This window comes from Amycolatopsis kentuckyensis (assembly GCF_041679295.1).
GTDB classification, from domain to species: Bacteria; Actinomycetota; Actinomycetes; order Mycobacteriales; family Pseudonocardiaceae; genus Amycolatopsis; species Amycolatopsis kentuckyensis_A.
The window spans coordinates 123,772-145,597 of sequence record NZ_JBGDMD010000002.1 but is presented as its reverse complement, the minus strand read 5'-3'; the positions used below and the strand labels follow the sequence as shown (position 1 = coordinate 145,597).

Here is a 21,826-nt window from a genome sequence, read left to right as displayed (position 1 = left end):
TTCCGCATGACCGAAGACCTGCCCGGGGCCGGCGAGCTGATCCTGCTCGCCGGCCTCGGCAATCCCGGACCCCAGTACGCCGGAAACCGGCACAACGTCGGTTTCATGGTGCTGGACGAGCTCGCCACCCGGATCGGCGGCAAGTTCAAGACGCACAAGAGCGGCGGCGAGGTGCTCGAAGGCCGCCTCGGCGGCCGCCGCGTGGTGCTGGTGAAGCCGCGGTCGTACATGAACCTCTCCGGCGGCCCGGTGGTCGGCGCGGCCCGGTTCTACAAGGTGCCGCCGTCCGGTGTGGTCGTGGTGCACGACGAGCTGGACGTCGACTTCGGCGCGCTGAAGCTGAAGTTCGGCGGCGGCGACAACGGCCACAACGGGCTCCGCTCGATCACGAAGTCGCTCGGCACCCGCGACTACTACCGGGTCCGGTTCGGCATCGGCCGCCCGCCCGGCCGCCAGGACCCGGCGGACTTCGTCCTGAAGGACTTCTCGACGGTCGAGCGCAAGGAGCTCCCGTTCGAGGTGGACCGCTGCGCGGACGCGACCGAGGCGCTGGTCGGCACCGGTCTCGCGGCCGCGCAGAACGCCTTCCATGCGGGCTGACATCGGTGGCAAGGTGAGCCCATGACCCCCGACGAAGTCCGGGCGATCGCGTTCGGCAAACCCCGCTTCGGCCGGCGCGGCTACAACGAGGACGAAGTCGACGCGTTCCTCGACCTCATCGCCGAGGCGCTGGCCGGCCGCAACATCCTGACGCCCGACGACATCCACTACGTCGACTTCACGATCATGCCGGTCGGCATGCGCAGCTACGACCAGGCGCAGGTCGACCTGTTCCTCGACGAGGCCGAGGCGGCCCTGGTGGAGCTGCGGAACCCGCGCCCGGTGGTCGAGGAGGGCCCGCCGCCGGGGCCCCGGAAGTGGTTCGGCCGCGGCTGACGACGGTGTGAAACCGGCCACACAGCGCTCGGTAGTCCCGCCTCACTCGATGGCGGATACGGGCCGCCCGTCGGGGTGAGCTTCGGGGTCGACTCTTCCGGGGGAACCCGTTCCCGGGTTAGGACGGTGTACGGGAGTTCGCACCGCCAAACCCCGGAATCGGAGAGTTCCATGTCGTTCACCGCCGAAGACCTCGCCGAGGTCACCTTCGGTAACGCCCCGATCGGCCGCCGTGGCTACGCGAAGCACGAGGTCGACGAGTTCGTCCGGCGCATCGCCAAGACGTTCGCCGAGGAGGACGACCTGACCGCCGCGGAAGTGCACCACGTGGTGTTCGCGAAGCCGCTGATCGGCAAGCGCGGCTACGACGAGCGGGAGGTCGACGACTTCCTGGACCGGGTGGAGGACCAGCTCGCGTCCCGCACGGGCCACGCCCCGGACCTCCCGGGCGCCCGCACGCCGGCCGAGGCCATGATCGAGCGCGCGGCCCCGCCGACTTTGCGTGCGGAGCGCCTCCAACAGCGCTAGCCCCAAGCGCCCCAAGGTGGCCTTGGTTGCTCCACCGATGCCCCCACCGCCACCCTCAGCGGAGGCGCTTCGCGCCGCGGTGCTGATTCAACGCACCCAAGGTGGCCTTCGGTGCGTCAGACGCACCGAAGGCCACATTGGGGCGCTAGGCGTCGGCGTTCTTCTTGATCTTGTCCGCGAACTGCTGGGCCGTCGCCGCGCGCTTGACCTTGCCCGACGGCGTCTTCGGCAGGCTCCCCGCCGGCAGCACGACCACCGCGTACGGCCGCATGTCCACGGCGTCGCGCACCCGCGCCGAGACCTGCTTCATCAGGTTCTTCTCGGCCTCGGCGTCGCCCGCCAGCTTCGACTCCACGACGACCGCGAACCGTTCTCGGCGGCTGCCCGCGTCCAGCCGGACGGCGACCGCGTTGCCCGCCCGGACGCCCTCGACGGACGTCGCCGCGCGCTCGATGTCCGTCGGGTAGAGGTTGCGGCCGCCCATGATGATGACGTCCTTGCGGCGGCCGCAGATGACGATCTGGCCGTCGACCAGGTAGCCGAGGTCGCCGGTGTTCAGCCAGCCCTCGTCGTCCTGGGTCGCGACCGGGCCTTCCATGGTCAGGTACCCGGGCGTCACGGCCTCGCCGCGCAGCCGGATCTCGCCGACCTCGCGGTCACCGACCCGCTCGCCCGCGTCGTTGACGATCTCCGCTTCCAGGCCGTCCAGCGGCCGGCCGAGGAGCGCGAACGACCGGACGCCGTCGGTGCCGCGCCGCGGGTCGCCTTCGGGCACGGGCACCGCGCGGTTGTCGGCCTCGAGCGCGTCCGCCTCGACGACGTCGAGCGTGAGCCCGGTGAACAGCGGCGCGAACGACACCGCGAGGGTCGCCTCCGCCATGCCGTAGGCCGGGAAAACGCATTCCGCGGGCATCTTGAACCGCGCGCCGGCGTCCACAAAGGTCTGGACGGCGGTCTCGTCGATGGGCTCGGCGCCGTTCAGGGCGATGCGCAGCTTCGAGAGGTCGTAGGCGCTGTCGTCGTCGACGCGGGCCATCCGGCGCCCGACGATGGCGTACGCGAAGTTCGGCGCCGCCGTCGTCGTGCCGCCGTACTTGGTGATCAGCTCCGGCCAGATCAACGGCCCCGAGAGGAACTCGACGGGCGTGATCTTGACGAGCTCGACGCCGAAGGTCATCGGGACGGTCAGGAAGCCGACCATGCCCATGTCGTGGAAGGTCGGCAGCCAGGACACCATGACGTCGACGTCGAAGTCGAACTCCGCGCGGTCGACCATGGCCTTGACGTTGGAGTACAGGTTCCCGTAGGTGATCCGCACGGCCTTCGGGTCAGCGGTCGACCCACTGGTCAGCTGCAGCAGTGCGGTCTCGCCCTCATCGGTGCCGACGACGTCCGCCAGCGGCTCGGCCTTCGTGAGGTCCGTGATGAGCTTGAACCCGATGCCCTTTTCTTCGAGCACGGGGGCGAGCTGGTCGAAGGGCTCGCCCAGCAGCACGAGGTCCGACCCGATCATCCCGAGCACGCGCACGGTGTCTTCGGCCCATTCGGCGAGATCGGTCCGCGGGGTGGGCTGGTGCAGCATGGTGACGCTGCCCCCGGCGAGCCAGACGGCCTGCACGGTGGGTGCGATCAACACGGGCGCGGCGGCGAGCACCCCGACCGCGGTGCCCCGCTCGAACCCGCCGGCGACGAGACCGCCGGCGATCCGCCGGGCTTCTTCGTGCACCTCGGCCCACGTCCGCCGCACCGGCTCCTTGGGTTCCCCGGTGACCATGCCACGCTGCTGACCCCGGCCCGCCGCGGTGGCGACGAGCGTGTCCACGAACCTGCTCATGGAGCAGACATTACTGGGAGCTGTGTCACTCCAGCAGTTCGGAGGTCTCCAGCCAGCGGCCCTCGACGTCCTCGATCTCGCCCTGGACGCCCTTCAGCTCCGCGTTCAGCTCCATCAGCTTCGCCGGATCCGTAGCCGCCTCCAGCAGCGACGCGTGGAGCTTCTCCTCCTTCGCGTGCAGCTGGTCCAGCTTGCGCTCCAGCCGGCCCAGCTCCTTCTGCGCCGCGCGCAGGTCCGCCGCCGACTTCTTCGCTTCGACCTTCTCCGCGGACGGCGCCGGGCCCGCGACCGGAGCCGCGGCCGCGCGGCGGTTCAGGTACTCCTCGATGCCGCCGGGCAAGTGCGTGATCCGGCCGTCGCCGAACAGGGCGACGATCGTGTCGCACACCCGCTCCACCAGGTAGCGGTCGTGCGACACCACGACCATCGTGCCCGGCCAGCCGTCGAGGAGGTCCTCCAGCTGCTGCAGCGTGTCGATGTCCAGGTCGTTCGTCGGCTCGTCCAGCAGCAGGACGTTCGGCTCGGCCATCAGCAGCCGGCACAGCTGGAGCCGCCGCCGCTCGCCGCCGGACAGGTCGCCGACCGGGGTCCACTGGCGGGCCTGCGGGAAGCCGAGCTTCTCGCCCAGCTGGGACGCCGTCATCTCCTGCTTGCCGAACACCACGCGCCCGGCCACCTGCTCGATCGCCTGCAGCACGCGCAGGTCACCGGGCAGGTCGTCGAGCTCCTGGCGCAGGTGCGCGAGCGCCACCGTCTTGCCCTCGATCCGGCGGCCCGTCGACCCTTCGACGTCGCCGCCGAGCAGCTTCAGCAGCGACGTCTTGCCCGAGCCGTTGACCCCGACCAGGCCGATCCGGTCGCCCGGGCCGATGCGCCAGGTGACGTGGTCGAGCAGCGTCCGCTCGCCCACCTGGTACGTCGTGTCTTCCAGCTCCAGCACGGTCTTGCCGAGCCGCCGCTTGGCGAACGCCTGCAGTTCGACGGAGTCGCGCGGCGGCGGCACGTCCGCGATCAGCGCTTCGGCCGCTTCGACGCGGTAGCGCGGCTTCGACGAGCGCGCCTGCGGGCCGCGGCGCAGCCACGCCAGCTCCTTGCGGGCCAGGTTCTGCCGCTTCTCCTCGGCCGTCGCGGCCAGCCGGGCCCGCTCGGCGCGCGCGAAGATCCAGTCCGCGTAACCGCCTTCGTACTGCTCGACGCGGCCGTTCGCGACCTCCCACGTCAGCGTCGCGACGGTGTCGAGGAACCACCGGTCGTGCGTGACGACCACGACGGCGATCCGGCGGGACAGGAGGTGGTCGGCGAGCCAGCGGACACCTTCGACGTCCAGGTGGTTCGTCGGCTCGTCGAGCACGACCAGGTCGAGCTCACCGGTCAGCGCGGCGGCCAGGGACACCCGGCGCCGCTCCCCGCCGGAGAGGTTCGCGGTCGGCGTGTCCAGCCCGATCGCGGTGATCCCGAGTCCGTCCACAATGGATCGGACGCGGGCGTCGGCCGCCCATTCGTGCTCGGCGCCGTAGCGTTCCAGGACGACGTCGCCGACCGTGCTGTTCTCCGGCAGCTCGGTGCGCTGAGTGACCACCGCCATCCGCAGGTCGCGAACTTGGCTCACCCGCCCGGAATCCGGCTCCGCGAGTCCGGAAAGGACTTCCAGCAGGGTCGTCTTGCCGCCGCCGTTGAGGCCGACGACGCCGATGCGCTGCCCGGCCGCGACGCCCAGCGAAACGCCGTCCAGGAGCGGGCGAACCCCGTAGGACTTGCTCACCGCCTCCAGGTTGACCAGGTTGGCCATCCGGATCCTTTCCTCAGCAACAGAAGTCCACAGTGGACGACAAGAAGTGGACGATCAGGCGTGCACGCGCGGCGGGGCCGGCCGCGGCGCGTCGTCGCCGCCGACGACGCGGGCACCGGGCACCGGGCCGTGTGCCACCCGGACCGTGCGGCACACCCCCGCGCCCGACAGCTCGGCGGCGACCTCGACCGCCGACTGCGCGTCTTCGCAGAGGAACGCGCACGTCGGGCCGGAACCGGAGACCGTGCCGGCGAGCGCGCCCGCGTTGACGCCCGCGCGCAGCGTGCGGCGCAGGCCCGGCCGCAGCGAGACCGCCGCCGCCTGGAGGTCGTTGCCCAGCAGCAGCGCCAGCTGCCGCGGGTCGCCCGAGGCCAGCGCCTCGACGACCGGGGTGTGCGAGCCGATGCGCGGCGGGTTGCCGTCGGCGCGCAGCCGGTCGAGCTCGCCGAACACCTTCGGCGTCGACAGGCCGCGCTCGTCGAAGGCCAGCACCCAGTGGAAGGTGTGCCGCGACAGCACCGGGACGAGCCGCTCGCCGCGGCCGGTGCCCAGTGCCGTGCCGCCGTAGAGCGCGAACGGGACGTCGCTGCCCAGGCCGGCGGCGATTTCGGCGAGTTCGTCGCGCGTGACGTCGAGGTTCCACAGGCTCGCCAGCCCGACCAGGGTCGCGGCCGCGTCGGCGCTGCCGCCGGCCATGCCGCCCGCCACCGGGATGCCCTTGCGCAGCACCACCCGGACCTTCGGCTCGCCGGTGCGCCCGACGTGCGCGGCCAGTGCTTCGACCGCGCGCCAGGCCAGGTTCTCGGGGCCGGTCGGGACCGTGCCCTCGCCTTCGCCGTAGATCTCCAGCCCCGGTTCTTCGGTGACGGCGACGGTCACCTCGTCGGTCAGCGACAGGGCCTGGAACACGGTCACCAGCTCGTGGTAACCGTCTTCGCGCAGGTCGTCGACCGCCAGGTGCAGGTTGACCTTGGCCGGGACCCGGACGGTGACTGGAGGCGGAACTACGGCGAGCACCCGACCAGCCTACGTGCCCGCGAAAACGCCCCGATGCGACATGCGCATCGGGGCGGTTCCGACGTTCGGGTCAGGCCGCGACGCCCTGAGGGCCGCGAGCGGTGTGCGTCACGTGGCCGCCGCGCTCGGCGACCCACGCGAGGGCCGCGTCGGCGCGCTCGCCGCGGACGCCCAGGCGGAAGCGGCCGACCGGGGTGTCGCCGATCCGGGTCAGGCCGCCGCCGATGGTGGCGAACTCGACGTCGAAGCGGCCCGCCGCCTCGGGCAGCAGCGCGCCGACCGACGCGAAGCCGACCAGCACGACGTCGACCGAGCGGTCGTAGCGCGACGACTGCGAGCGGGTGGTCTCGATGGCGGGCAGCAGCGCCTGCGCGGTGCGGCTGGCCGGGTTCGAGATCAGGTCGAGCACCGTGCCGCGCTCGACGACCGTGCCGTCTTCGAGCACCGCGACGTCGTCGCAGACCCGGCGGACCACGCCGGCGTCCGGCGTCGTGATGACGACGGTCGTGCCCAGCTCGGAGCGGGCGCGGTCGAGCACGGTGAGGACCGAGCCGGCCTCCTCCGGGTCGACGCCGGCCGTCGGGTCGTCGGCCAGCAGCACGGCGGGCGCCGCCGCGAGCGCCTTCGCGACCGCGACGCGGCGGAGCTGACCCTCGGTGAGCTCGCCGGGACGCTGCGTCGCACGCTGCGTCAGGCCGACGAGGTCGAGCAGCGAGCCGACCCGGCTGCGGCGCTGCGGGCCGTCGACACCGAGCTGCTCGAGCGGGGAGGCGATGTTGCCGGCGATGGTGCGCTCGGCGATCAGCTCCGGCTTGGTCGAGACGACGCCGAGCTGGCGGCGGATCTCGCGCAGGCGGCGGCCGTCGAGGGTGCCGGTGTTGAGTCCGTCGAGCCGGACGACGCCGCGGTCGGGCCGCTCCTGCAGCGCGATGCACCGCGCCAGGACGGACTTGCCCGAACCGGCGGGGCCGACCACGCCGAACAGCGAACCGGCCTGGACGTCAACGCTCACGTCCCGCAGGGCGACGACCGAGTTTCCGTTGGTGGCAAAGGTTTTGGACAGGTTTTCGACGGTGATCACGAAGGCTCCAGAAAACGGGGTGCGCGCAGCGCGCGGCACCCGGCCGCATGCGAAGTCCGTCCTGTGTGGACGGTGCGTGAAGAAGAGGTGGACCGGCTACGACAAGCTCAGTGGGAGCGTCGACATGCGGTCACGGAGCGGCGGCCTTCGTCGACAACGCGACGCCTGGTCAGGAGCAGGGGGCGGGCTACCCTCTTCATCGGAAACGGCCTCCATCGGTCCTGGCGGTAGCACCTGCCCTGTGGAGGGTGGTTGCTGCGACTTCGGCGAGCCAGGTCTCTCAGTCGCTCGGGATGGACGTACTGAGTAAAACCGATCCCGAGGAGCGAAAGCAAGCCCGTTGGCCCAGATCACACGAGTGGAGGTGTCCGAATCGCGAGATCGCACGGCAAGAGGCGTATTTTCGCCGGACGGCGTTGACTTCCACTGTGGACGTGCTAACGAGCCGCGGCCAGCCTCGCGAAGTCGTGCACGTCCAGCTGCTCGCCCCGGGTTTTCGGGTCGATCCCGGCGGCCGTGAGCAGCTCCCCGGCCCGCTCGGCGGAACCCGCCCAGCCGGCGAGCGCGGCCCGGAGCGTCTTCCTGCGCTGTGAGAAAGCGGCGTCCACGAGGCCGAAGAGCCGATCGCGGTCGTCCGACGCCGGAGCGTCACCACGTTCGAAGGCGACGAGCGCCGAGTCGACGTTGGGCACCGGCCAGAACACCGAGCGCGGCACGGCGGCGACCTTGCGGGCGGGGCCGTACCAGGCGAGCTTGACGCTGGGGACGCCGTAGATCCGGCTGCCGGGGCCGGCGGCCATCCGGTCGGCGACCTCGGTCTGGACCATGACGAGGCCGGTGCGCAGGGAGGGCACCTCGGCGAGCAGGTGCAGCACGACGGGCACGGCGACGTTGTAGGGCAGGTTGGCGACGAGCGCGGTCGGCTCGCCCAGCTGCTCGCGCGTGACACGCAGGGCATCGGCGCCGACCACGGTCAGCCGGTCGGCGGCTTCGGGGCCGCGCTCGGCGACGGTCTTGGGCAGCCGTTCGGCGAGCTTGGGATCGATCTCGACGGCGACGACGTGCGCGCCGGTGGCGAGCAGCCCGAGGGTGAGCGAACCGAGCCCGGGCCCGACCTCGAGAACGACGTCGCCTTCGCCGACACCGGCCAGCTCGACGATCCGCCGGACGGTGTTGGGATCGTGCACGAAGTTCTGCCCGAGCTTCTTGGTCGGCCGCACGTCGAGCTCGGCCGCCAGCCCGCGGATTTCGGCAGGTCCCAGCAGTTCAACCACCGGGTGAGCCTACCGAGGCGGCCGACGCGCGCGGCCGGACGGTCGATCGCACGCGGAACGGCCCCCGTCCACCAGGGACAGGGGCCGTTCCGAAGCGAAACTCAGGCCTTCTTGCCGCAAACCGGCCAGGCGCTGTAGCCGCCACGAGCGTCGCGGACCTTCTCGGCGATCGCGATCTGCTGCTCACGCGAAGCCTGGTTCGGCAGGTTCGCGTACTGGTCGCCGCCGTAGGCGTCCCACGTGCGCTTGTCGAACTGGAGGCCGCCGTAGTAGCCGTTGCCCGTGTTGATGGCCCAGTTGCCGCCCGACTCGCACTGCGCGATGCGGTCCCACGCGGAGCCGTCGCCGATCGCCGGGGTCGGGGCCTGCTTGGTCCCGACGTGGACGATCTTCGGCTTCGGCTGGGTGATGACCTGCTCGGAGATGCTCTCGCGAGCGACCTCTTTGCCGTTCTTCTGCGTGACCTTGTAGGTCACCATCTTCTCGCCCGGGGTGCCTGGGTCCTCGACCGAGGTCTTGCCCTTGGCGAGGTCCGGGTCGTCGACGCGCTGCTCGGGCGGGTCGATGGACTCCTTCTGGACGACCGTCGAGACGCCGGTGCGGCTGATGTGCACCTCGGCGCCGTCGGTCAGCTTGACGTCCAGGCCACCCTCGGCCTGGTCCTCCGGGCCCAGGGTGAGCTTGTACTCGCCCAGGAACTCCTTCGTCGTGACCGCGGTCGTCTTCACCTGCTTCGGCGTGTTGGCGCCGTCGTACAGGGTGATGTTCTTCAGGGTCTTGATCTCGACGGTGGCGCCCTGCAGGGGCAGCTCGCCGTCCTTCGGCATCGACATCCACGTGCCGGGCTTGTCCAGCTCGGTCATGCCGAGCTGGCCCAGCGCGTCGCCGAGGTGCGTCGCGCGGACCCAGGAGGTGTGCTCCGCGCCGTCGACGATCATCTTCAGCTGGCGGCCGCGCTCGAGCTTGATGACGCCGCCGTCGCCGACCTCCGCCTGCGGGGACGGGGAGAGCGAGTCGTGCGCGCCCACGGACAGGCCCGCGTCCTCCAGCACCTCGCCGACGGTGTCGCCGAACGAGTGCACGGTGGTCTGCTGGCCGTCGACGTCGACGGTGATGCTCTTGTTCATCGCCAGCGCGGCCGCGCCGCCGCCGGCGACGCTGATCATGACGCTGAGGACGGCGCCCTTGAGGAAGCGGCGCTTCCAGACCTTGGTGGTCTGGCGGAGGCCCTCGTCCAGAGCCGCACGACGCGCTTCGGGGGAAGCGGTGCGGTCCTCCTCGAGGCCGTCCGGGATGACGATCGGCGGCAGGTACGTCGTCTCCGCGTTGATGAGGCGGATCAGCTCGTCGACGTCGACGTCGATCTCGGCCATCATCGCGTCGGCGTCGGGGCCGAGCGCGGCCAGGATGTCCTGCTGCGTGATGTTCGGGTCGTCGGAGAAGTCGAGCTGGCCATACGCGGTGTCCTCGAAGTAACTGCGTTCGAGGACGGCGGAGCGCGCTCCAGCCTGTCTGCTACCTGTCACCGGGGATCGTTCCCTTTCACGAGACGGCGGTCGGGGGCACCGTCTCTACGACTGGGCGTGACGATCGGGAACTGCTGAGCGCAGGTCCGACCGGCACGATCACGGGACAGTAACGGGTCGCGGCGGGTTGCGCAAACACCCCCCGGAGTGTCGTGATCCCCGTCACTCCATCAGGTGGACGATCAAGGAACCTTGATGTCGCAATGCGTTCAACCCGTTGTGACACTGGGGAGTCGGTAGACGCGCTCGGCAGTGGTCCGGACCGATTCGGCGACTTCGTGGACAGCTTCGCCCCTGAGCGCCGCGAGGTGACGGACGGTGTAAGCGGCGCCGAACGGCTCGTTCGGCCGCCCACGGAACGGGTGGGGGGTCAGAAACGGCGCGTCGGTTTCGACGAGGTACTGATCCGGCGGGCAGAGCCGGGCCGCCTCGTGGAGGCCCTTCGCGTTCTTGAACGTCACCGTGCCCGCGAAGGAAAGGACGTATCCCGCGTCGAGGCACTTGCGCGCCATTTCCGCGTCCCCGGAAAAACAATGGAAGATTACGGCATTCGGCGCATTCTCTTCGGCCAGGATGCGCAGCACGTCGTCGTGGGCCTCGCGGTCGTGGATCATCAGCGGCTTGTCCAGCCGCTTGGCGAGGTCGATGTGCCAGCGGAAAGCCTCCTGCTGGGCGTCGTGCGGCGAGTAGTCCCAGTAGTAGTCGAGGCCGGTCTCGCCGACGGCGACCACGCGGTCCTGGGCGGCCAGGCGCTCCACTTCGGACTTCTCGGCCTCGCCGAACCCCTTGGTCCGCGTCGGGTGGACGGCCACCGCGGCCCAGACCCGGCGGTCCCAGGTCGCCGCCTCGGTGGCCCAGCGGGCCGAGGCGAGGTCGTCCGCCACCGTGACGACGCGGGCGACGCCGGCGCGCTCGGCGCGGTCGACCATGGCCGTGACATCGGCCGCGGTGACCGCGCCGCACGCGTCGAGATGGGTGTGCGCGTCCACCACCGACACCGGGAGCCGGTCCGGGACCGGCGGCAGCTCGCGCTTCTCGTCACCCATGCGTTCTTCTTACTCCTTGATGATCGGCGCCCACTCCGGACCGGTCTCGCCGAGCGCCGGGTCGAGCTTCGTGAACAGCGGCGACGGCTTCTGCAGGGGCTTGCCGACCTCGATCGGCTTCGACTCCCACTTCGCCTGCTCGGCCGCGTAGTCGCCGGTCAGGATCGGGTTGACCCGGCCGTCGATGTCGAGGTCCTCGACCTCCTTGAGCTCCGGCTGGGCGGCCCAGACGCCGGTGCCGCCGAGGGCCTCGTGCACCTTCTGGGCCGAGTGCGGCAGGAACGGCGTCAGCAGCGTGTTGGCGTCGGAGACGACCTGCAGCGCGGTGTGCAGCACGGTGTCGCGCCGCGTCGGGTCGTCCTTGAGCTTCCACGGCTCCTGGTCGGAGATGTACTTGTTGGCCGCGGTGACGACCTTCATCGCCTCGCTCGCCGCGAGCTTGAACCGGGACCGGGCCAGGTGCGCGCCCGCGGTGTCGAACGCCTTGCGCGACAACGCCTTCAGCTCTTCGTCGGCCGCGGTCGGGGCCTCCGGGCGCGGGATCGCGCCGACGTTCTTGTGCGCCATCGAGATGGACCGGTTGACCAGGTTGCCCCACTCGTTGGCCAGCTCGAAGTTCGTCCGGCGGACGAACTCGTCCCAGGTGAAGTCGGTGTCCTGGGTTTCCGGGCCGGCGACGGAGATGAAGTACCGCAGCGTGTCCGGGCCGAAGTCGCGCAGGAAGTCCTCGACGTAGATCACGCGCCCGCGCGAGGTCGAGAACTTCGAGCCGCTCATGGTGAGGAACTCGCTGGAGACGATCTCGTCGGGCAGGTGCAGCTTCCCGTACTTGCCGGGCTCACCGCCCTTGTCGCCCTCGCCGTTGTGCCCGAACAGCAGGGCCGGCCAGATCTGGGCGTGGAAGGTGATGTTGTCCTTGCCCATGAAGTAGTAGGACCGCGCGTCGGCGTTGTTCCACCACTCCTGCCACGCGTCCGGGTTGCCCGAGCGCCGGGCCCACTCGACGCTGGCCGAGAAGTACCCGATCACCGCGTCGAACCAGACGTAGAACCGCTTGAGCGGCTGGTCGCGCCAGCCGTCGAGGGGGATCTTGACGCCCCAGTCGAGGTCGCGGGTGATCGGCCGCGGCCGCATGTCGTCGATCAGGTTCTTGGTGAAGTTGAGGACGTTCGGGCGCCAGTCGGTCTTGGTGCCCAGCCAGTCGCCGAGGGTCTTGGTGAACGCCGGCAGGTCGAGGAAGTAGTGCTCGGTCTCGACGAACTTCGGCGTCTCGCCGTTGATCCGCGACTTCGGGTTGATCAGCTCCGCGGCGTCGAGCTGGTTGCCGCAGTTGTCGCACTGGTCGCCGCGCGCGCCGTCGTACCCGCAGATCGGGCAGGTGCCCTCGACGTAGCGGTCGGGCAGCGTGCGGCCGGTGGACGGGCTGATCGCCCCGCGCGTGGTCTTCGGCACGACGTAGCCGTTGCGGTGCAGCGCCAGGAAGATCTGCTGCGTCACCTCGGCGTGGTTGCCGGTCGTGGTCCGGGTGAACAGGTCGTAGGACAGGCCGAGGCCCTGCAGGTCGTTGCCGATCTGGCGGGTGTACTTGTCCGCCGTCTGCTGCGGGGTCGAGTCCTCCTTGTCCGCCTGGACGGTGATCGGGGTCCCGTGTTCGTCGGTGCCGGACACCATGAGCACCCGGTTGCCGGCCATTCGCTGGTAGCGGGAGAAGACGTCGGACGGGACGCCGAATCCGGACACGTGGCCGATGTGGCGGGGGCCGTTGGCGTAGGGCCAGGCCACCGCGGTCAACACAGGGGTGCTCATACCTTATTAGCCTACGGAGGGCGTCACGCGCTTTGTCGAGAGGGAGGCCCGGTTGTCGGCGACACGGTTGCTCGTGCTCGGGGTGGTGCGCATGTACGGCCGCGCGCACGGCTACCAAGTGCGGCGCGAGCTGCTGACCTGGTCGGCGGACAAGTGGGCGAACGTCCAGCCCGGGTCGATCTACCACGCCTTGAAGAAGATGACCGCCGAGCGGCTGCTGGAGCAGATCGACGCCGAGCCGGGCGAAGGCGGCCCGGACCGCATCGCCTACCGGCTCACCGAGGACGGTGACCGGGAGTTCCACCTGCTGCTGGGCACGGCGCTGTCCGATCCCGAGGTCGGGCACCCGGAGCTGTCCGCCGCGATCTCGCTGATGACCGCGCTGCCCCGCAAGCGGGTGATCGGCATGCTGAACCAGCGGCTCGTCCACCTCGAAGCCGAGGTGCGACGGGCGGGCCTGCTCATCGAAGAAGGCTCCGAGTGGGGGCAGCCCGCGCACATCGCCGAGCTGTTCGGGCTCTGGGCCCAGATCTCGGCGGCGAGCCTGGACTGGCTGCGCACCCTCATCACCCGGCTCGAAGCCGGCGAATACGTGATGGCCGACGACCCGGGCCGGGCCTTCGGCGAACCACCCGCCCAGTAATCAAGTTTGACTAGCGCACTCTTCTGCGGCACAGTGTGCGCCTCAGCTAGTCAAGCTTGACTACTTTCGAGAGGGGATCTCATGATCACGGCACGCGGTCTCGAGCGGCGGTTCCGCCGCAAGGGCCGCACTGGGGGCGAAGTACACGCGGTGAAAGGCGTCGACCTCGACGTCGAAGCGGGCGAGCTGGTCGGGTTCCTCGGGCCGAACGGCGCCGGGAAGACGACCACGCTGCGCATGCTGACCACGCTGCTGAAACCGTCCGCGGGCACCGCGACCGTCGGCGGCCGCGACCTGCTGGCCGACCCGCTCGGCGTGCGCGAGCGCATCGGCTACGTCGCCCAAGGCGGCGGCAGCTCGCCGGAGACCAAGGTCGCCGACGAGCTCGAGCTGCAGGGCCGGCTCTACCGGATGAGCAAGGCCGACGCGATCGCGCGCGGCGCCGAACTCGCCGACCAGCTCGACCTGACCGGGCTGGACCAGCGGCTGACCCGGACGTTGTCCGGCGGCCAGCGGCGGCGGCTCGACATCGCGCTCGGGCTGATCCACTCGCCGGGCCTGGTCTTCCTCGACGAGCCGTCGACCGGGCTCGACCCGCAGAGCCGCGCCAACCTGTGGGACCACATCCGCCGGCTGCGTGCCGAGCAGGGCGTCACGGTCTTCCTCACGACCCACTACCTCGACGAAGCCGACGCGCTGTCGGACCGGCTGATCGTCATCGACGACGGCCGGATCGTCGCCGAGGGCACCCCGGACTCGCTCAAGGCGCGGGTCAACGGCGACCGCGTCGAAGTCGGCGTCGACCCGGAGCAGGGCGCCGACGCCGCCGAGATCGCGGGCCGGCTGGCGGGCGCGCACGAGCTGTCCGCGGACGGCGGGGTCGTCCGGTTCCGGGTGCCGCGCGGTGACGTCGCGCTGCCGGAACTGCTGCGCGCGCTCGACGCGAAGTCCATCCCGATGCTGTCGGTCCAGGTGCACCGGCCCACGCTCGACGACGTTTTCCTGACCCTGACCGGGCGCTCGCTGCGCGAAGCGGAGGAGGGCGGCCGTGCTGCGTGACACCTGGCTGATCTTCCGCCGAGACATGAAGGCGGCGCTGCGCAACCCGACCTGGGTCATGATCGGGATCATGCAGCCGCTGCTGTACCTGTTCCTGTTCGGGCCGCTGATGGTGAAGGCGATGCAGGCCCAGGGCTTGTCCGAAGTGGACGGCTGGATGCTGCTCACCCCGGCGCTGATCGCGCAGCTGGCGCTGTTCGGCAGCTCGTTCGTCGGGTTCGGGCTGCTGGCCGACTACCGCTCCGGCGTCGTCGAGCGGTTCCGGGTGACGCCGGTCAGCCGCGGCGCGCTGCTGCTGGGCAAGGTGCTGGCCAACGCGCTGCAGGCCATCGTCCAGGCGCTGCTGATCATCGCGCTGGCGTACCTGGCGTTCGACCTCGACGCGCCGCTCGGCGGCGTGCTGCTGAGCCTGGTGATCGTGTTCCTGCTGGCCGTGTCGCTGGCGTCGTGCTCGTACGCGCTGGCGCTGACGTTGAAGAGCGAGGAGACGTTCCCCGCGCTGCTCAACGCCGTGCTCATCCCGCTGCTGCTGCTTTCCGGGATCCTGCTGCCGATCACGGCAGGCGTCGCGCCGAAGTGGCTGTACACGGTTTCGCAGATCAACCCGTTCCGGCACGTGGTCGACGTCGAGCGGAACACCTTCAAGGGCGACTTCACGATGGACGCGTTGTTCACCGGCAGTGTCGTGGTGCTGGTGATGGCGGCGGTGTCCGTGTGGTGGGGCACCCGGACCTTCAAGCGAGAAAACGCCTGATCAACCAGCGGGTTGTCACTGCGGGTCCGCCTCCGGCGACGTATGGTGTGCTCTCCACCGACGTGCCGGGGGCGGACTGTGACGGAACCGGAGAGCGAACGCGGGATCTCGCTGTCCCACCGGGAGCGGGTGACCGACTGGCACGCCGTCCGCGGGGCGGAGACCCGGTTCGTGTCGGTGACGATCAGCGAGAACGTCAACTGGACCAATTCCGCCGCCGAGCGCAACCTGGCCGGCGCGCAGGAAGCCGGCCTGCACGTCGGCGGCCGGCACTACGCCCGCCCCGGCGCGGCCCACGACCAGGCCGACCACTTCGTCCGGACGGCCAGCAGGCTCGGCGCGTTCGCGCCCGGGTCGCTGGCACCGGCCCTGGAAGTGGCGGCGCCGAGCGTGGACGACCGGTTCATCAAGACGTGGATCAAGCACGTCCGGCACGCGGCGCGCATCGAGCGGGTGCTCGTCTACGCCGACCACGACTGCTGGTCGCACCGGCTGCACCCGGACCGCTGGGCCGACAGCGAGGTCGTGCTCTGGCTGGTCCGGCACAACGGCATCCCCGGCAGGCCGGGCTGGTTCCACTCGCGGCTCGGCGTGCACCAGCACGCGTACGGCCCGGACATCCGGGGCGTCGACGGGCCGGTGGAGCAGAACGCCGTCGTGTACCCGTTCACATTGGGTGACCTGCTGCTCTGACCTGTGGTGGTATGTCGCCATGCGCGTGACGAGCAGGGCACTCCGGACGGACGTGACCCCCGCGCGCGCTTTTTCGGTACTCGCCTCGCACGCGCGTGCCCGCGGGCTGCCGCCGCCCGCGATGCTCTCGGGTGACTGGTTTTCCTCGCAGGCGGTCATCGCGCCTTCGCTCGCGGTCACGCCTGGGGCCTTCCCCGCTTGCCCCGAGGTCGACGCGCCACCGGGCGTGATCGGCGGCGGGTGGTTCGGCTACCTGGCGTACGACGCCGCCGGCTTGCTCCCGCCGGCCGCGTGGGGCTGGGCGGACCACGTGCTGCGGTGGTCCGCTTCGGGCACCTGCCACCTCGAATCCCTGGACGGCGCCGGCCCGTCGGTGTCCACAATGGAGTCCTTGCTGGCCGCCGCGCCGCCCGTCGGGTCGTGGACGGCCGGGCCGTTGCGGCGGCCGCTGCCGTCGGAGCACCGGGACGCGGTGAAGGCGTGCGTACACGCGATCGAAGCCGGGGAGTTGTTCCAGGCCAACATCTGCAGCCGGTTCACGGGCACGTTCTCGGGCTCCCCCGCGGCGCTGTTCGCCTCCGGAGTGTCCACTTTGGATCCGCGCCGGGCGGCGTTCGTCGCCGGGCCGTGGGGGTCGGTGGTGTCGTTCTCCCCGGAGCTGTTCCTCGCCCGCCACGGCCGCGCGGTCCGGTCGACACCGATCAAGGGCACACTCCCCCGCCGCGGCCCGGCCGACGACGGCAACGCCCAGTTGCTGCGCCGGTCGGCGAAGGACGTCGCCGAGAACGTGATGATCACGGACCTGGTGCGCAACGACCTCGGCCGGGTGTGCGAGGTGGGGTCGGTGACGGTGCCGTCGCTGCTGCGCGTCCGGCCGGCGCCGGGGGTGTGGCACCTGGACTCGACGGTGACGGGGACGCTGCGACCGTCCGTTTCGGACAGTCTCCTGCTGGAGGCCGCTTTCCCGCCGGGTTCGGTGACGGGCGCGCCGAAGATCCGCGCGCTGGACCTGATCGCGTCGCTGGAACCCTGCGGACGCGGGGTCTTCACGGGAGCGATCGGGCTGCTGTCCCCGGCGGCGGGGCTGGAGCTGAACGTGGCGATCCGGACGTTCGAGATCGCCGCCGGCCGGATCGAGCTGGGCGTCGGCGGCGGCATCACGGCGGATTCGGACCCGGAGGCGGAGTGGCAGGAGTGCCTCCACAAGGCGGCACCCCTGGAACGCCTACTTGCCGGGGTCGAGCAGTAGCTTGCCGACGGTCTTGCGGGAGCGCAGGGCCTCGTGCGCGCCGCGGGCGTCCGACAGCGGGAACTCGCCGCCCGGGATGGCCTTGAGCTTGCCCTGGAGCACCACGTCGAACAGCTCGTTCAGGGCCGTCCCGAAGACGTTGCCCGGCAGGCGGAAGACGTGCGGCAGCCACATGCCGCTGATGGTGGTGCTGTGGCCGAGCAGGTTGCGCATCTCAACGGGCTTGGGGTTCTCGCGGCCGGCCATGCCGTAGAAGGCGAGCCGGCCGAACGGCGCGAGCGCGGCGATGCTCTGGTCGGTGGTGGTGCCGCCGACCATGTCGAGCACGACGTCCACGCGGCGGCCGTTGTTCGCCTCGATGATCGTCGCGGTCATGTCTTCGGCTCGGGAATCGACGGCGACATCGGCCCCGAGTTCGAGCGCGAGGGCGCGCTTCTCGTCGCTGCTGGCGGTGGCGATGACGCGGCCGGCACCCCAGGCCTTGGCGAGCTGCACGGCGATGGTCCCCACGCCACCGGCGGCGGCGTGCACGACGACCGATTCGCCGGGTTCGAGGTGGGCGTTCTTCTTGAGCAGGACCCACGCGGTGGTGCCCTGGACCAGCAGGGAGAGGGCGGTGAGGTCGTCGATGGCGTCGGGAACGGGGAAGGTGGTCGCCTCGGGCGCGACGGCTTTTTCGGCATAGCCACCACCGCCGTTGAGCAGGGCGACGACCCGCGTGCCACCGTGCGTTCCGACGACCTCGCCACCGGGCACGAGCGGCAGCTTCGACGGCGCGAGGTAGGAGTTCTCGGCCTGGTGGGTGTCGGCGTAGTTGACGCCGATGCGCTCGATGTCGATGAGCACCTCACCGGGGCCGGCCACGGGATCGGGCAGCTCGACGGGGGTGAGCACCTCGGGGCCGCCGAACTCGGTCACCTGCACTGCGCGCATTTCGCTGTCCCTCTCGCCGTCCGCTGCTCGATGTGAGACATTCTGACATATGTCTCACGAGTTCGAACGGGCACGCGAGTGGTTCCTGTCGGGCCGCCGGCTCGACATGGGCGAACTGGCGGAGGACCTGGCGATCAGCCGCGCGACCCTGCACCGGCGCGTGGGTTCTCGCGACCGGCTGCTCGGCGAGATCCTGTGGTCGCTGTCGGCCGCCTCGATCGCGCGGCTCTGGCCGTCGTGCGCCGGGCGTGGCGCGGCGGGCATCGCGGACTTCGTGAGCGGGTACGTCCGGTTCGCGAACGACTCCCCGCCGTTCCGCGACTTCCTGCGCCGGGAACCGGAGCGGGCGCTGCGGCTGCTGACCACCCGCGCCAGCGTCTGCCAGCAGCGGACGACGACGGAACTGGAGATGCTGCTGGCCACGGAGGTATCCGCCGGCCGGTTGGCGCCGCCGTTGCCGGTGCCCGACCTGGCCTATCTGCTGGTGCGGATCGGCGAGTCGTTCGTCTACACGGACGTGATCACCGGGGATGCGCCCGATGCGGAGAAGGCGCATGCCGCGGTGACAGCACTGCTGACCTGAGGCCGGGTCAGCGGATCAGCGTGAGGTCCCCGTCCCACAGCGCGTCGACGCGTCCCTCCGGGTCGGGGATCACGCCGGCGAGCGAGCCGCGGAAGTCGGGGTACGCGAACCACCCGAGTTCACCACCCAACGGCAGGTCGTCTTCACGGACACCGTCCAGGAAGACGACGGCTTCGAGTGCGGACCCGGCGCCGGGTTCCGGCCGCGCGACGACGACAACGGGCTCGTCGACACCGGCGTCCGCCACCACATCCCGACGGGGCACCCACTTGATCCGGACCTCAGGCAAGGCCGCCACGGCGACGCCCGGAGGCAGCCGGCGGATCCAGCCGAGTGATTCGGCACCATCGACCAGGTGCCAGCGTTCTCCTCGCGGCCCGTTGGCCCACCGCTCCAGCGCGACGACCGGCCGCCCGGCCGACTGCAGCGCCTTCCGGGCCAACCGGTCGTCGAACTCGCCGAGCACCGGCACGTCGTCGTCCGATTCGAACCACGACCAGCCGGCCTCGTACAGATGCAGCCCAAAACGCCGGGCGGACTCGGCGACCCCGTCCTCGTCGGCTTGCACGGAGAGGTAGAAGTCGGTCTCGACACCGACCGTGAGGTCGTCGCCACCGCAGAGCACGCAGGAGAAGTCGCCGATCCGCAGCATGCGGCGGACGAGCTTCAAGGCGGTTTCCGGATCGACCACCAGCCCGCTCCGCAACGGCGGGACCCACGGTGGCGGCGATTTCGCCACCATCGGAGTCCTGACGACGAACTCGGTGACACCGCAGGAGATCGCGAGCGACCGGACGAACCCGAGGTAGCGCTCCTCGACCCGGTAGTACTCGGCGGCCGAGAGCACCTCGCCCGCGAACCGAGAGCCGATGTCGTCGTTCGATGTCCAGTCTTCGACCTCACCCCGGCGCGCCGCCTCGTCGTACTTGGCGACGAGCACCACGGCCGTCATCCGCGACCGCCGTGCGCTTCGGAAAGCGCGGCTTCCTGGACTTCGATCTTCCCGGCTTCGAGGAGCTTGACCAGCTCGGCCAGCACGGCGTCGTAGTCGGCCGAAGGTGGCACGTCGATCACCCACAACCGCTCACCCGCGTCGATCTCCCAGGTGCAGCCGAACCCGTCCAGCAGCTCCGCCACCGCGGCGGCGCCCCCGGGATCCATCAGGATGACGCGCACGGTGGAGTGCCCCGACTCGGCCACGAACTCGTCGAACACCAGCTCCCGCCGCTCGTGGTCGATCCGAACCCGGACGCGGTCCCGGTAGGAGATCCCCTTGAAGTAGAAGGGGGTGTTGCGGACCTCGACCTCGAGCCTGACCGAGGTCTTCGCCGCCCACAACCGCTCCGACGTGCCGGGAGCCCAAGCGGCGATGTCGTCGGGAAGGTCGAAGACGACCTGGTAGAGGGCTTCCTCGCCGGTGCTGCTCATTTCGCCCCTGTGCTCACTCGATGACCTCGGTCTCCATCAGGCGGCACGCACCTCGTCAAGTGACGCTTCGATGACCTCTCGATGCGACGCGAAACTTACCTCCGCCAAGAACGCCTCGAGGAAGTGGATGGCGCGCTCCCGGAGTCCGGCGTCAGCGCCACCGCAGGCGGTGATCAGATCGATGCAGGCGGTGCGAATGTCGGCCGAGCCGGCGGATTCCGCCATTTCGACGTAGGCGACGAAACCGCGGCAGATTTCGCGCAGGACGTCCTGCCGGAGGGCCGCCTGCACCGGATCGCGCAGGTCACCTCCGGCGAACCCGGCCGCGAGGTCGGCAAGCACACCCAGGACAAGGTCGGCGGCGAAGACGCTGCAACCCCACAGGCAGTGCACCAGAGTCGAGGCCGCGGCGACCGATACCTCGGTCGGCCCTTCCCCCAGCGGGAGCACCTCCTCCAGCCGCCGGAGAGCCAACTCGGCGTCGGCTCTGCTTTCTGCTGAGCGGAGCGCCCGGACGGCGTCCGGGAAAACGGCGGAGTTGCCGTAGACCGAAGCCCGCGACGGCCAATCGTGACGTCCGATCTCGAACTCCACCATCACCTCGCCGCTCTGAGCCACAGCAGGACCTGCCCACTCTCCAGCACCGCGCCGAACTCGCGGCCGTGGTAGTGCCGCAGAAAGGCGCCGACGGGCGCGGACGGCGCCCCACCGGCGCCGAGCCGGTGGCCCTCACCGTAGGTGTCCGCGAATCGGGACAACCCGGTCACTCCGCCTTCCGCGAAGCCAACACCGCGTCATAGAGCTCCTTTTTGGACACCCCAGTGGCCTCGGCAACCTCCGCGGCCGCGGACTTCAGCCGCTCCCCCGAAGCAACCCGCGAGGAAACCTCCGCCACCAAATCCGCCACCGAAACCGACCGCGGCTCCGCCCCCGCCAGCACCACCGTGATCTCCCCGCGCACGCCCTCCGCGGCCCACTCGGCGAGCGACGACAGCGATCCCCGCTTCACCTCTTCATACGTCTTCGTCAACTCCCGGCACACCGCGGCCTGGCGAGACGCTCCCAGCACCGAAGCCGCGTCGGCCAGCAGCGATGCCAACCGGTGCGGGGACTCGAAGAACACCGCCGTCCGCGGCTCGGACACCAACGACGTCAACCACCGCGTCCGCTCGCCGGGCTTCCGCGGCGCGAAACCCTCGAAACAAAACCGGTCACACGGCAAACCGGACAAAGCGAGCGCGGTCGTCACCGCGGACGGGCCGGGCAGGCACGTCACCGGAAGAGAAGCAGCGACGCAAGCCGACACCAGCCGGAAGCCCGGATCGGACACACTGGGCATACCGGCGTCCGTCACCAGCACCACCGTCTCGCCCGCGCGTAACGATTCGAGCAACTTGGGCAGGCGCGCCGTCTCGACGTCCTCGTAGAAGCTCACCACCCGGCCTCGCGGGGTCACCTCCAGCGCGGAGGCCAGCGATCGCAGCCGCCGCGTGTCTTCGGCCGCGATGACGTCGGCTTCTGCCAAGGCCGAAGCCAGGCGCGGGGAAGCGTCACGGACGTCGCCGAGCGGGGTGGCGGCGAGGATCAGACGGCCCGGAGTCACCCGGCCAGCCTAGGCTGATCAGCGGATCCCGACGACGCACGTCC

General features: G+C 70.6%; 23 protein-coding genes and 1 riboswitch. Of the genes, 9 read left to right on the top strand and 14 right to left on the bottom strand.

Annotated features, from left to right (window positions below; genetic code table 11):
* Positions 1–6: 6 nt before the first annotated feature.
* The 3 genes from pth to ACERZO_RS06495 all read left to right on the top strand — a co-directional run bounded on the left by pth (position 7) and on the right by ACERZO_RS06495 (position 1,464).
* Positions 7–600, top strand: a complete 594-nt coding sequence (gene pth / locus ACERZO_RS06505; RefSeq protein ID WP_372663272.1) for an aminoacyl-tRNA hydrolase — start codon at positions 7–9, stop codon at positions 598–600.
* Between the two features lie 21 nt (positions 601–621).
* Positions 622–936, top strand: coding sequence for a DivIVA domain-containing protein (locus tag ACERZO_RS06500; RefSeq protein ID WP_372663270.1), 315 nt, complete (start codon positions 622–624; stop codon positions 934–936).
* A gap of 171 nt (positions 937–1,107) precedes the next feature.
* On the top strand, positions 1,108–1,464 hold the full coding sequence (locus tag ACERZO_RS06495) for a DivIVA domain-containing protein (RefSeq protein ID WP_372663268.1): 357 nt from the start codon (positions 1,108–1,110) through the stop codon (positions 1,462–1,464).
* A 145-nt stretch (positions 1,465–1,609) separates the two neighbouring features.
* Here ACERZO_RS06495 and ACERZO_RS06490 read toward each other — a convergent pair whose 3' ends face one another.
* The 8 genes from ACERZO_RS06490 to metG form a co-directional block, all read right to left on the bottom strand.
* Complete coding sequence (locus tag ACERZO_RS06490) at positions 1,610–3,298, bottom strand: fatty acyl-AMP ligase (RefSeq protein ID WP_372663266.1); 1,689 nt, start codon at positions 3,296–3,298, stop codon at positions 1,610–1,612.
* A 25-nt stretch (positions 3,299–3,323) separates the two neighbouring features.
* Complete coding sequence (locus tag ACERZO_RS06485) at positions 3,324–5,087, bottom strand: ABC-F family ATP-binding cassette domain-containing protein (protein ID WP_372663264.1); 1,764 nt, start codon at positions 5,085–5,087, stop codon at positions 3,324–3,326.
* A 54-nt stretch (positions 5,088–5,141) separates the two neighbouring features.
* The gene (locus tag ACERZO_RS06480) at positions 5,142–6,104 is read right to left on the bottom strand and encodes a 4-(cytidine 5'-diphospho)-2-C-methyl-D-erythritol kinase (protein ID WP_372663261.1); all 963 of its coding nucleotides are present in this window, start codon (positions 6,102–6,104) and stop codon (positions 5,142–5,144) included.
* A gap of 70 nt (positions 6,105–6,174) precedes the next feature.
* Positions 6,175–7,185, bottom strand: a complete 1,011-nt coding sequence (locus ACERZO_RS06475) for a methionine ABC transporter ATP-binding protein (RefSeq protein WP_372663259.1) — start codon at positions 7,183–7,185, stop codon at positions 6,175–6,177.
* 209 nt (positions 7,186–7,394) lie between these two features.
* A riboswitch (SAM riboswitch) is annotated at positions 7,395–7,485 on the bottom strand.
* Between the two features lie 137 nt (positions 7,486–7,622).
* The gene (rsmA, locus tag ACERZO_RS06470; protein WP_372663257.1) at positions 7,623–8,459 is read right to left on the bottom strand and encodes a 16S rRNA (adenine(1518)-N(6)/adenine(1519)-N(6))-dimethyltransferase RsmA; all 837 of its coding nucleotides are present in this window, start codon (positions 8,457–8,459) and stop codon (positions 7,623–7,625) included.
* A gap of 101 nt (positions 8,460–8,560) precedes the next feature.
* Positions 8,561–9,985 (bottom strand): transglycosylase family protein, encoded by a 1,425-nt coding sequence (locus ACERZO_RS06465; RefSeq protein WP_372663255.1) that lies wholly within the window; start codon positions 9,983–9,985, stop codon positions 8,561–8,563.
* 209 nt (positions 9,986–10,194) lie between these two features.
* Complete coding sequence (locus ACERZO_RS06460; RefSeq protein WP_372663253.1) at positions 10,195–11,031, bottom strand: TatD family hydrolase; 837 nt, start codon at positions 11,029–11,031, stop codon at positions 10,195–10,197.
* Between the two features lie 9 nt (positions 11,032–11,040).
* Complete coding sequence (gene metG / locus ACERZO_RS06455; RefSeq protein WP_372663251.1) at positions 11,041–12,837, bottom strand: methionine--tRNA ligase; 1,797 nt, start codon at positions 12,835–12,837, stop codon at positions 11,041–11,043.
* A gap of 52 nt (positions 12,838–12,889) precedes the next feature.
* Here metG and ACERZO_RS06450 point away from each other — a divergent pair, with 52 nt between their 5' ends.
* From ACERZO_RS06450 to ACERZO_RS06430, 5 genes are all read left to right on the top strand, one after another.
* Positions 12,890–13,480 carry a PadR family transcriptional regulator gene (locus tag ACERZO_RS06450; protein ID WP_372663249.1) on the top strand — a complete coding sequence of 197 codons (591 nt, stop codon included), beginning with the start codon at positions 12,890–12,892 and terminating at the stop codon, positions 13,478–13,480.
* A gap of 81 nt (positions 13,481–13,561) precedes the next feature.
* Positions 13,562–14,539 carry an ATP-binding cassette domain-containing protein gene (locus ACERZO_RS06445; protein ID WP_372663247.1) on the top strand — a complete coding sequence of 326 codons (978 nt, stop codon included), beginning with the start codon at positions 13,562–13,564 and terminating at the stop codon, positions 14,537–14,539.
* A complete protein-coding gene (locus ACERZO_RS06440) occupies positions 14,529–15,293 on the top strand; it encodes an ABC transporter permease (RefSeq protein ID WP_372663245.1) in 765 nt (254 codons plus the stop codon). The genes ACERZO_RS06445 and ACERZO_RS06440 overlap by 11 nt, the downstream gene beginning before the upstream one ends.
* A 78-nt stretch (positions 15,294–15,371) precedes the next feature.
* Positions 15,372–15,986: a glycoside hydrolase family 25 protein gene (locus ACERZO_RS06435; RefSeq protein ID WP_372663243.1), complete on the top strand. Its 615-nt coding sequence runs from the start codon at positions 15,372–15,374 to the stop codon at positions 15,984–15,986.
* 19 nt (positions 15,987–16,005) lie between these two features.
* A complete protein-coding gene (locus tag ACERZO_RS06430) occupies positions 16,006–17,235 on the top strand; it encodes an aminodeoxychorismate synthase component I (RefSeq protein WP_372663240.1) in 1,230 nt (409 codons plus the stop codon).
* Here ACERZO_RS06430 and ACERZO_RS06425 read toward each other — a convergent pair.
* Complete coding sequence (locus ACERZO_RS06425) at positions 17,212–18,168, bottom strand: quinone oxidoreductase family protein (protein WP_372663238.1); 957 nt, start codon at positions 18,166–18,168, stop codon at positions 17,212–17,214. The two genes, ACERZO_RS06430 and ACERZO_RS06425, sit on opposite strands and share 24 nt — an antisense overlap.
* A gap of 49 nt (positions 18,169–18,217) precedes the next feature.
* Between ACERZO_RS06425 and ACERZO_RS06420 the strand changes: the two genes are divergently transcribed.
* Complete coding sequence (locus ACERZO_RS06420; RefSeq protein WP_372663236.1) at positions 18,218–18,751, top strand: QsdR family transcriptional regulator; 534 nt, start codon at positions 18,218–18,220, stop codon at positions 18,749–18,751.
* Between the two features lie 7 nt (positions 18,752–18,758).
* Here ACERZO_RS06420 and ACERZO_RS06415 read toward each other — a convergent pair whose 3' ends face one another.
* The 5 genes from ACERZO_RS06415 to rsmI are packed head-to-tail and all read right to left on the bottom strand — an operon-like array spanning position 18,759 to position 21,782.
* On the bottom strand, positions 18,759–19,703 hold the full coding sequence (locus tag ACERZO_RS06415; protein WP_372663234.1) for a hypothetical protein: 945 nt from the start codon (positions 19,701–19,703) through the stop codon (positions 18,759–18,761).
* Positions 19,700–20,179 carry a DUF4265 domain-containing protein gene (locus ACERZO_RS06410; protein ID WP_372663232.1) on the bottom strand — a complete coding sequence of 160 codons (480 nt, stop codon included), beginning with the start codon at positions 20,177–20,179 and terminating at the stop codon, positions 19,700–19,702. The genes ACERZO_RS06415 and ACERZO_RS06410 overlap by 4 nt, the downstream gene beginning before the upstream one ends.
* Before the next feature lie 36 nt (positions 20,180–20,215).
* Positions 20,216–20,776, bottom strand: coding sequence for a hypothetical protein (locus ACERZO_RS06405; RefSeq protein WP_372663230.1), 561 nt, complete (start codon positions 20,774–20,776; stop codon positions 20,216–20,218).
* Positions 20,776–20,937: a hypothetical protein gene (locus ACERZO_RS06400; protein ID WP_372663228.1), complete on the bottom strand. Its 162-nt coding sequence runs from the start codon at positions 20,935–20,937 to the stop codon at positions 20,776–20,778. The genes ACERZO_RS06405 and ACERZO_RS06400 overlap by 1 nt, the downstream gene beginning before the upstream one ends.
* A 5-nt stretch (positions 20,938–20,942) precedes the next feature.
* The gene (gene rsmI, locus ACERZO_RS06395; RefSeq protein ID WP_372663226.1) at positions 20,943–21,782 is read right to left on the bottom strand and encodes a 16S rRNA (cytidine(1402)-2'-O)-methyltransferase; all 840 of its coding nucleotides are present in this window, start codon (positions 21,780–21,782) and stop codon (positions 20,943–20,945) included.
* Positions 21,783–21,826: the final 44 nt, after the last annotated feature.

What these genes read in the sequence shown, in the direction of transcription:
- ACERZO_RS06405 (WP_372663230.1), bottom strand. Translation starts at nt 20,776, where the DNA reads ATGGTGGAGTTCGAGATCGGACGTCACGATTGGCCGTCGCGGGCTTCG.
- pth (WP_372663272.1), top strand. Translation starts at nt 7, where the DNA reads ATGACCGAAGACCTGCCCGGGGCCGGCGAGCTGATCCTGCTCGCCGGC.
- ACERZO_RS06415 (WP_372663234.1), bottom strand. Translation starts at nt 19,703, where the DNA reads ATGACGGCCGTGGTGCTCGTCGCCAAGTACGACGAGGCGGCGCGCCGG.
- ACERZO_RS06445 (WP_372663247.1), top strand. Translation starts at nt 13,562, where the DNA reads ATGATCACGGCACGCGGTCTCGAGCGGCGGTTCCGCCGCAAGGGCCGC.
- metG (WP_372663251.1), bottom strand. Translation starts at nt 12,837, where the DNA reads ATGAGCACCCCTGTGTTGACCGCGGTGGCCTGGCCCTACGCCAACGGC.
- ACERZO_RS06500 (WP_372663270.1), top strand. Translation starts at nt 622, where the DNA reads ATGACCCCCGACGAAGTCCGGGCGATCGCGTTCGGCAAACCCCGCTTC.
- ACERZO_RS06490 (WP_372663266.1), bottom strand. Translation starts at nt 3,298, where the DNA reads ATGAGCAGGTTCGTGGACACGCTCGTCGCCACCGCGGCGGGCCGGGGT.
- ACERZO_RS06485 (WP_372663264.1), bottom strand. Translation starts at nt 5,087, where the DNA reads ATGGCCAACCTGGTCAACCTGGAGGCGGTGAGCAAGTCCTACGGGGTT.
- ACERZO_RS06430 (WP_372663240.1), top strand. Translation starts at nt 16,006, where the DNA reads ATGCGCGTGACGAGCAGGGCACTCCGGACGGACGTGACCCCCGCGCGC.
- ACERZO_RS06410 (WP_372663232.1), bottom strand. Translation starts at nt 20,179, where the DNA reads ATGAGCAGCACCGGCGAGGAAGCCCTCTACCAGGTCGTCTTCGACCTT.
- ACERZO_RS06495 (WP_372663268.1), top strand. Translation starts at nt 1,108, where the DNA reads ATGTCGTTCACCGCCGAAGACCTCGCCGAGGTCACCTTCGGTAACGCC.
- ACERZO_RS06425 (WP_372663238.1), bottom strand. Translation starts at nt 18,168, where the DNA reads ATGCGCGCAGTGCAGGTGACCGAGTTCGGCGGCCCCGAGGTGCTCACC.
- ACERZO_RS06420 (WP_372663236.1), top strand. Translation starts at nt 18,218, where the DNA reads ATGTCTCACGAGTTCGAACGGGCACGCGAGTGGTTCCTGTCGGGCCGC.
- ACERZO_RS06460 (WP_372663253.1), bottom strand. Translation starts at nt 11,031, where the DNA reads ATGGGTGACGAGAAGCGCGAGCTGCCGCCGGTCCCGGACCGGCTCCCG.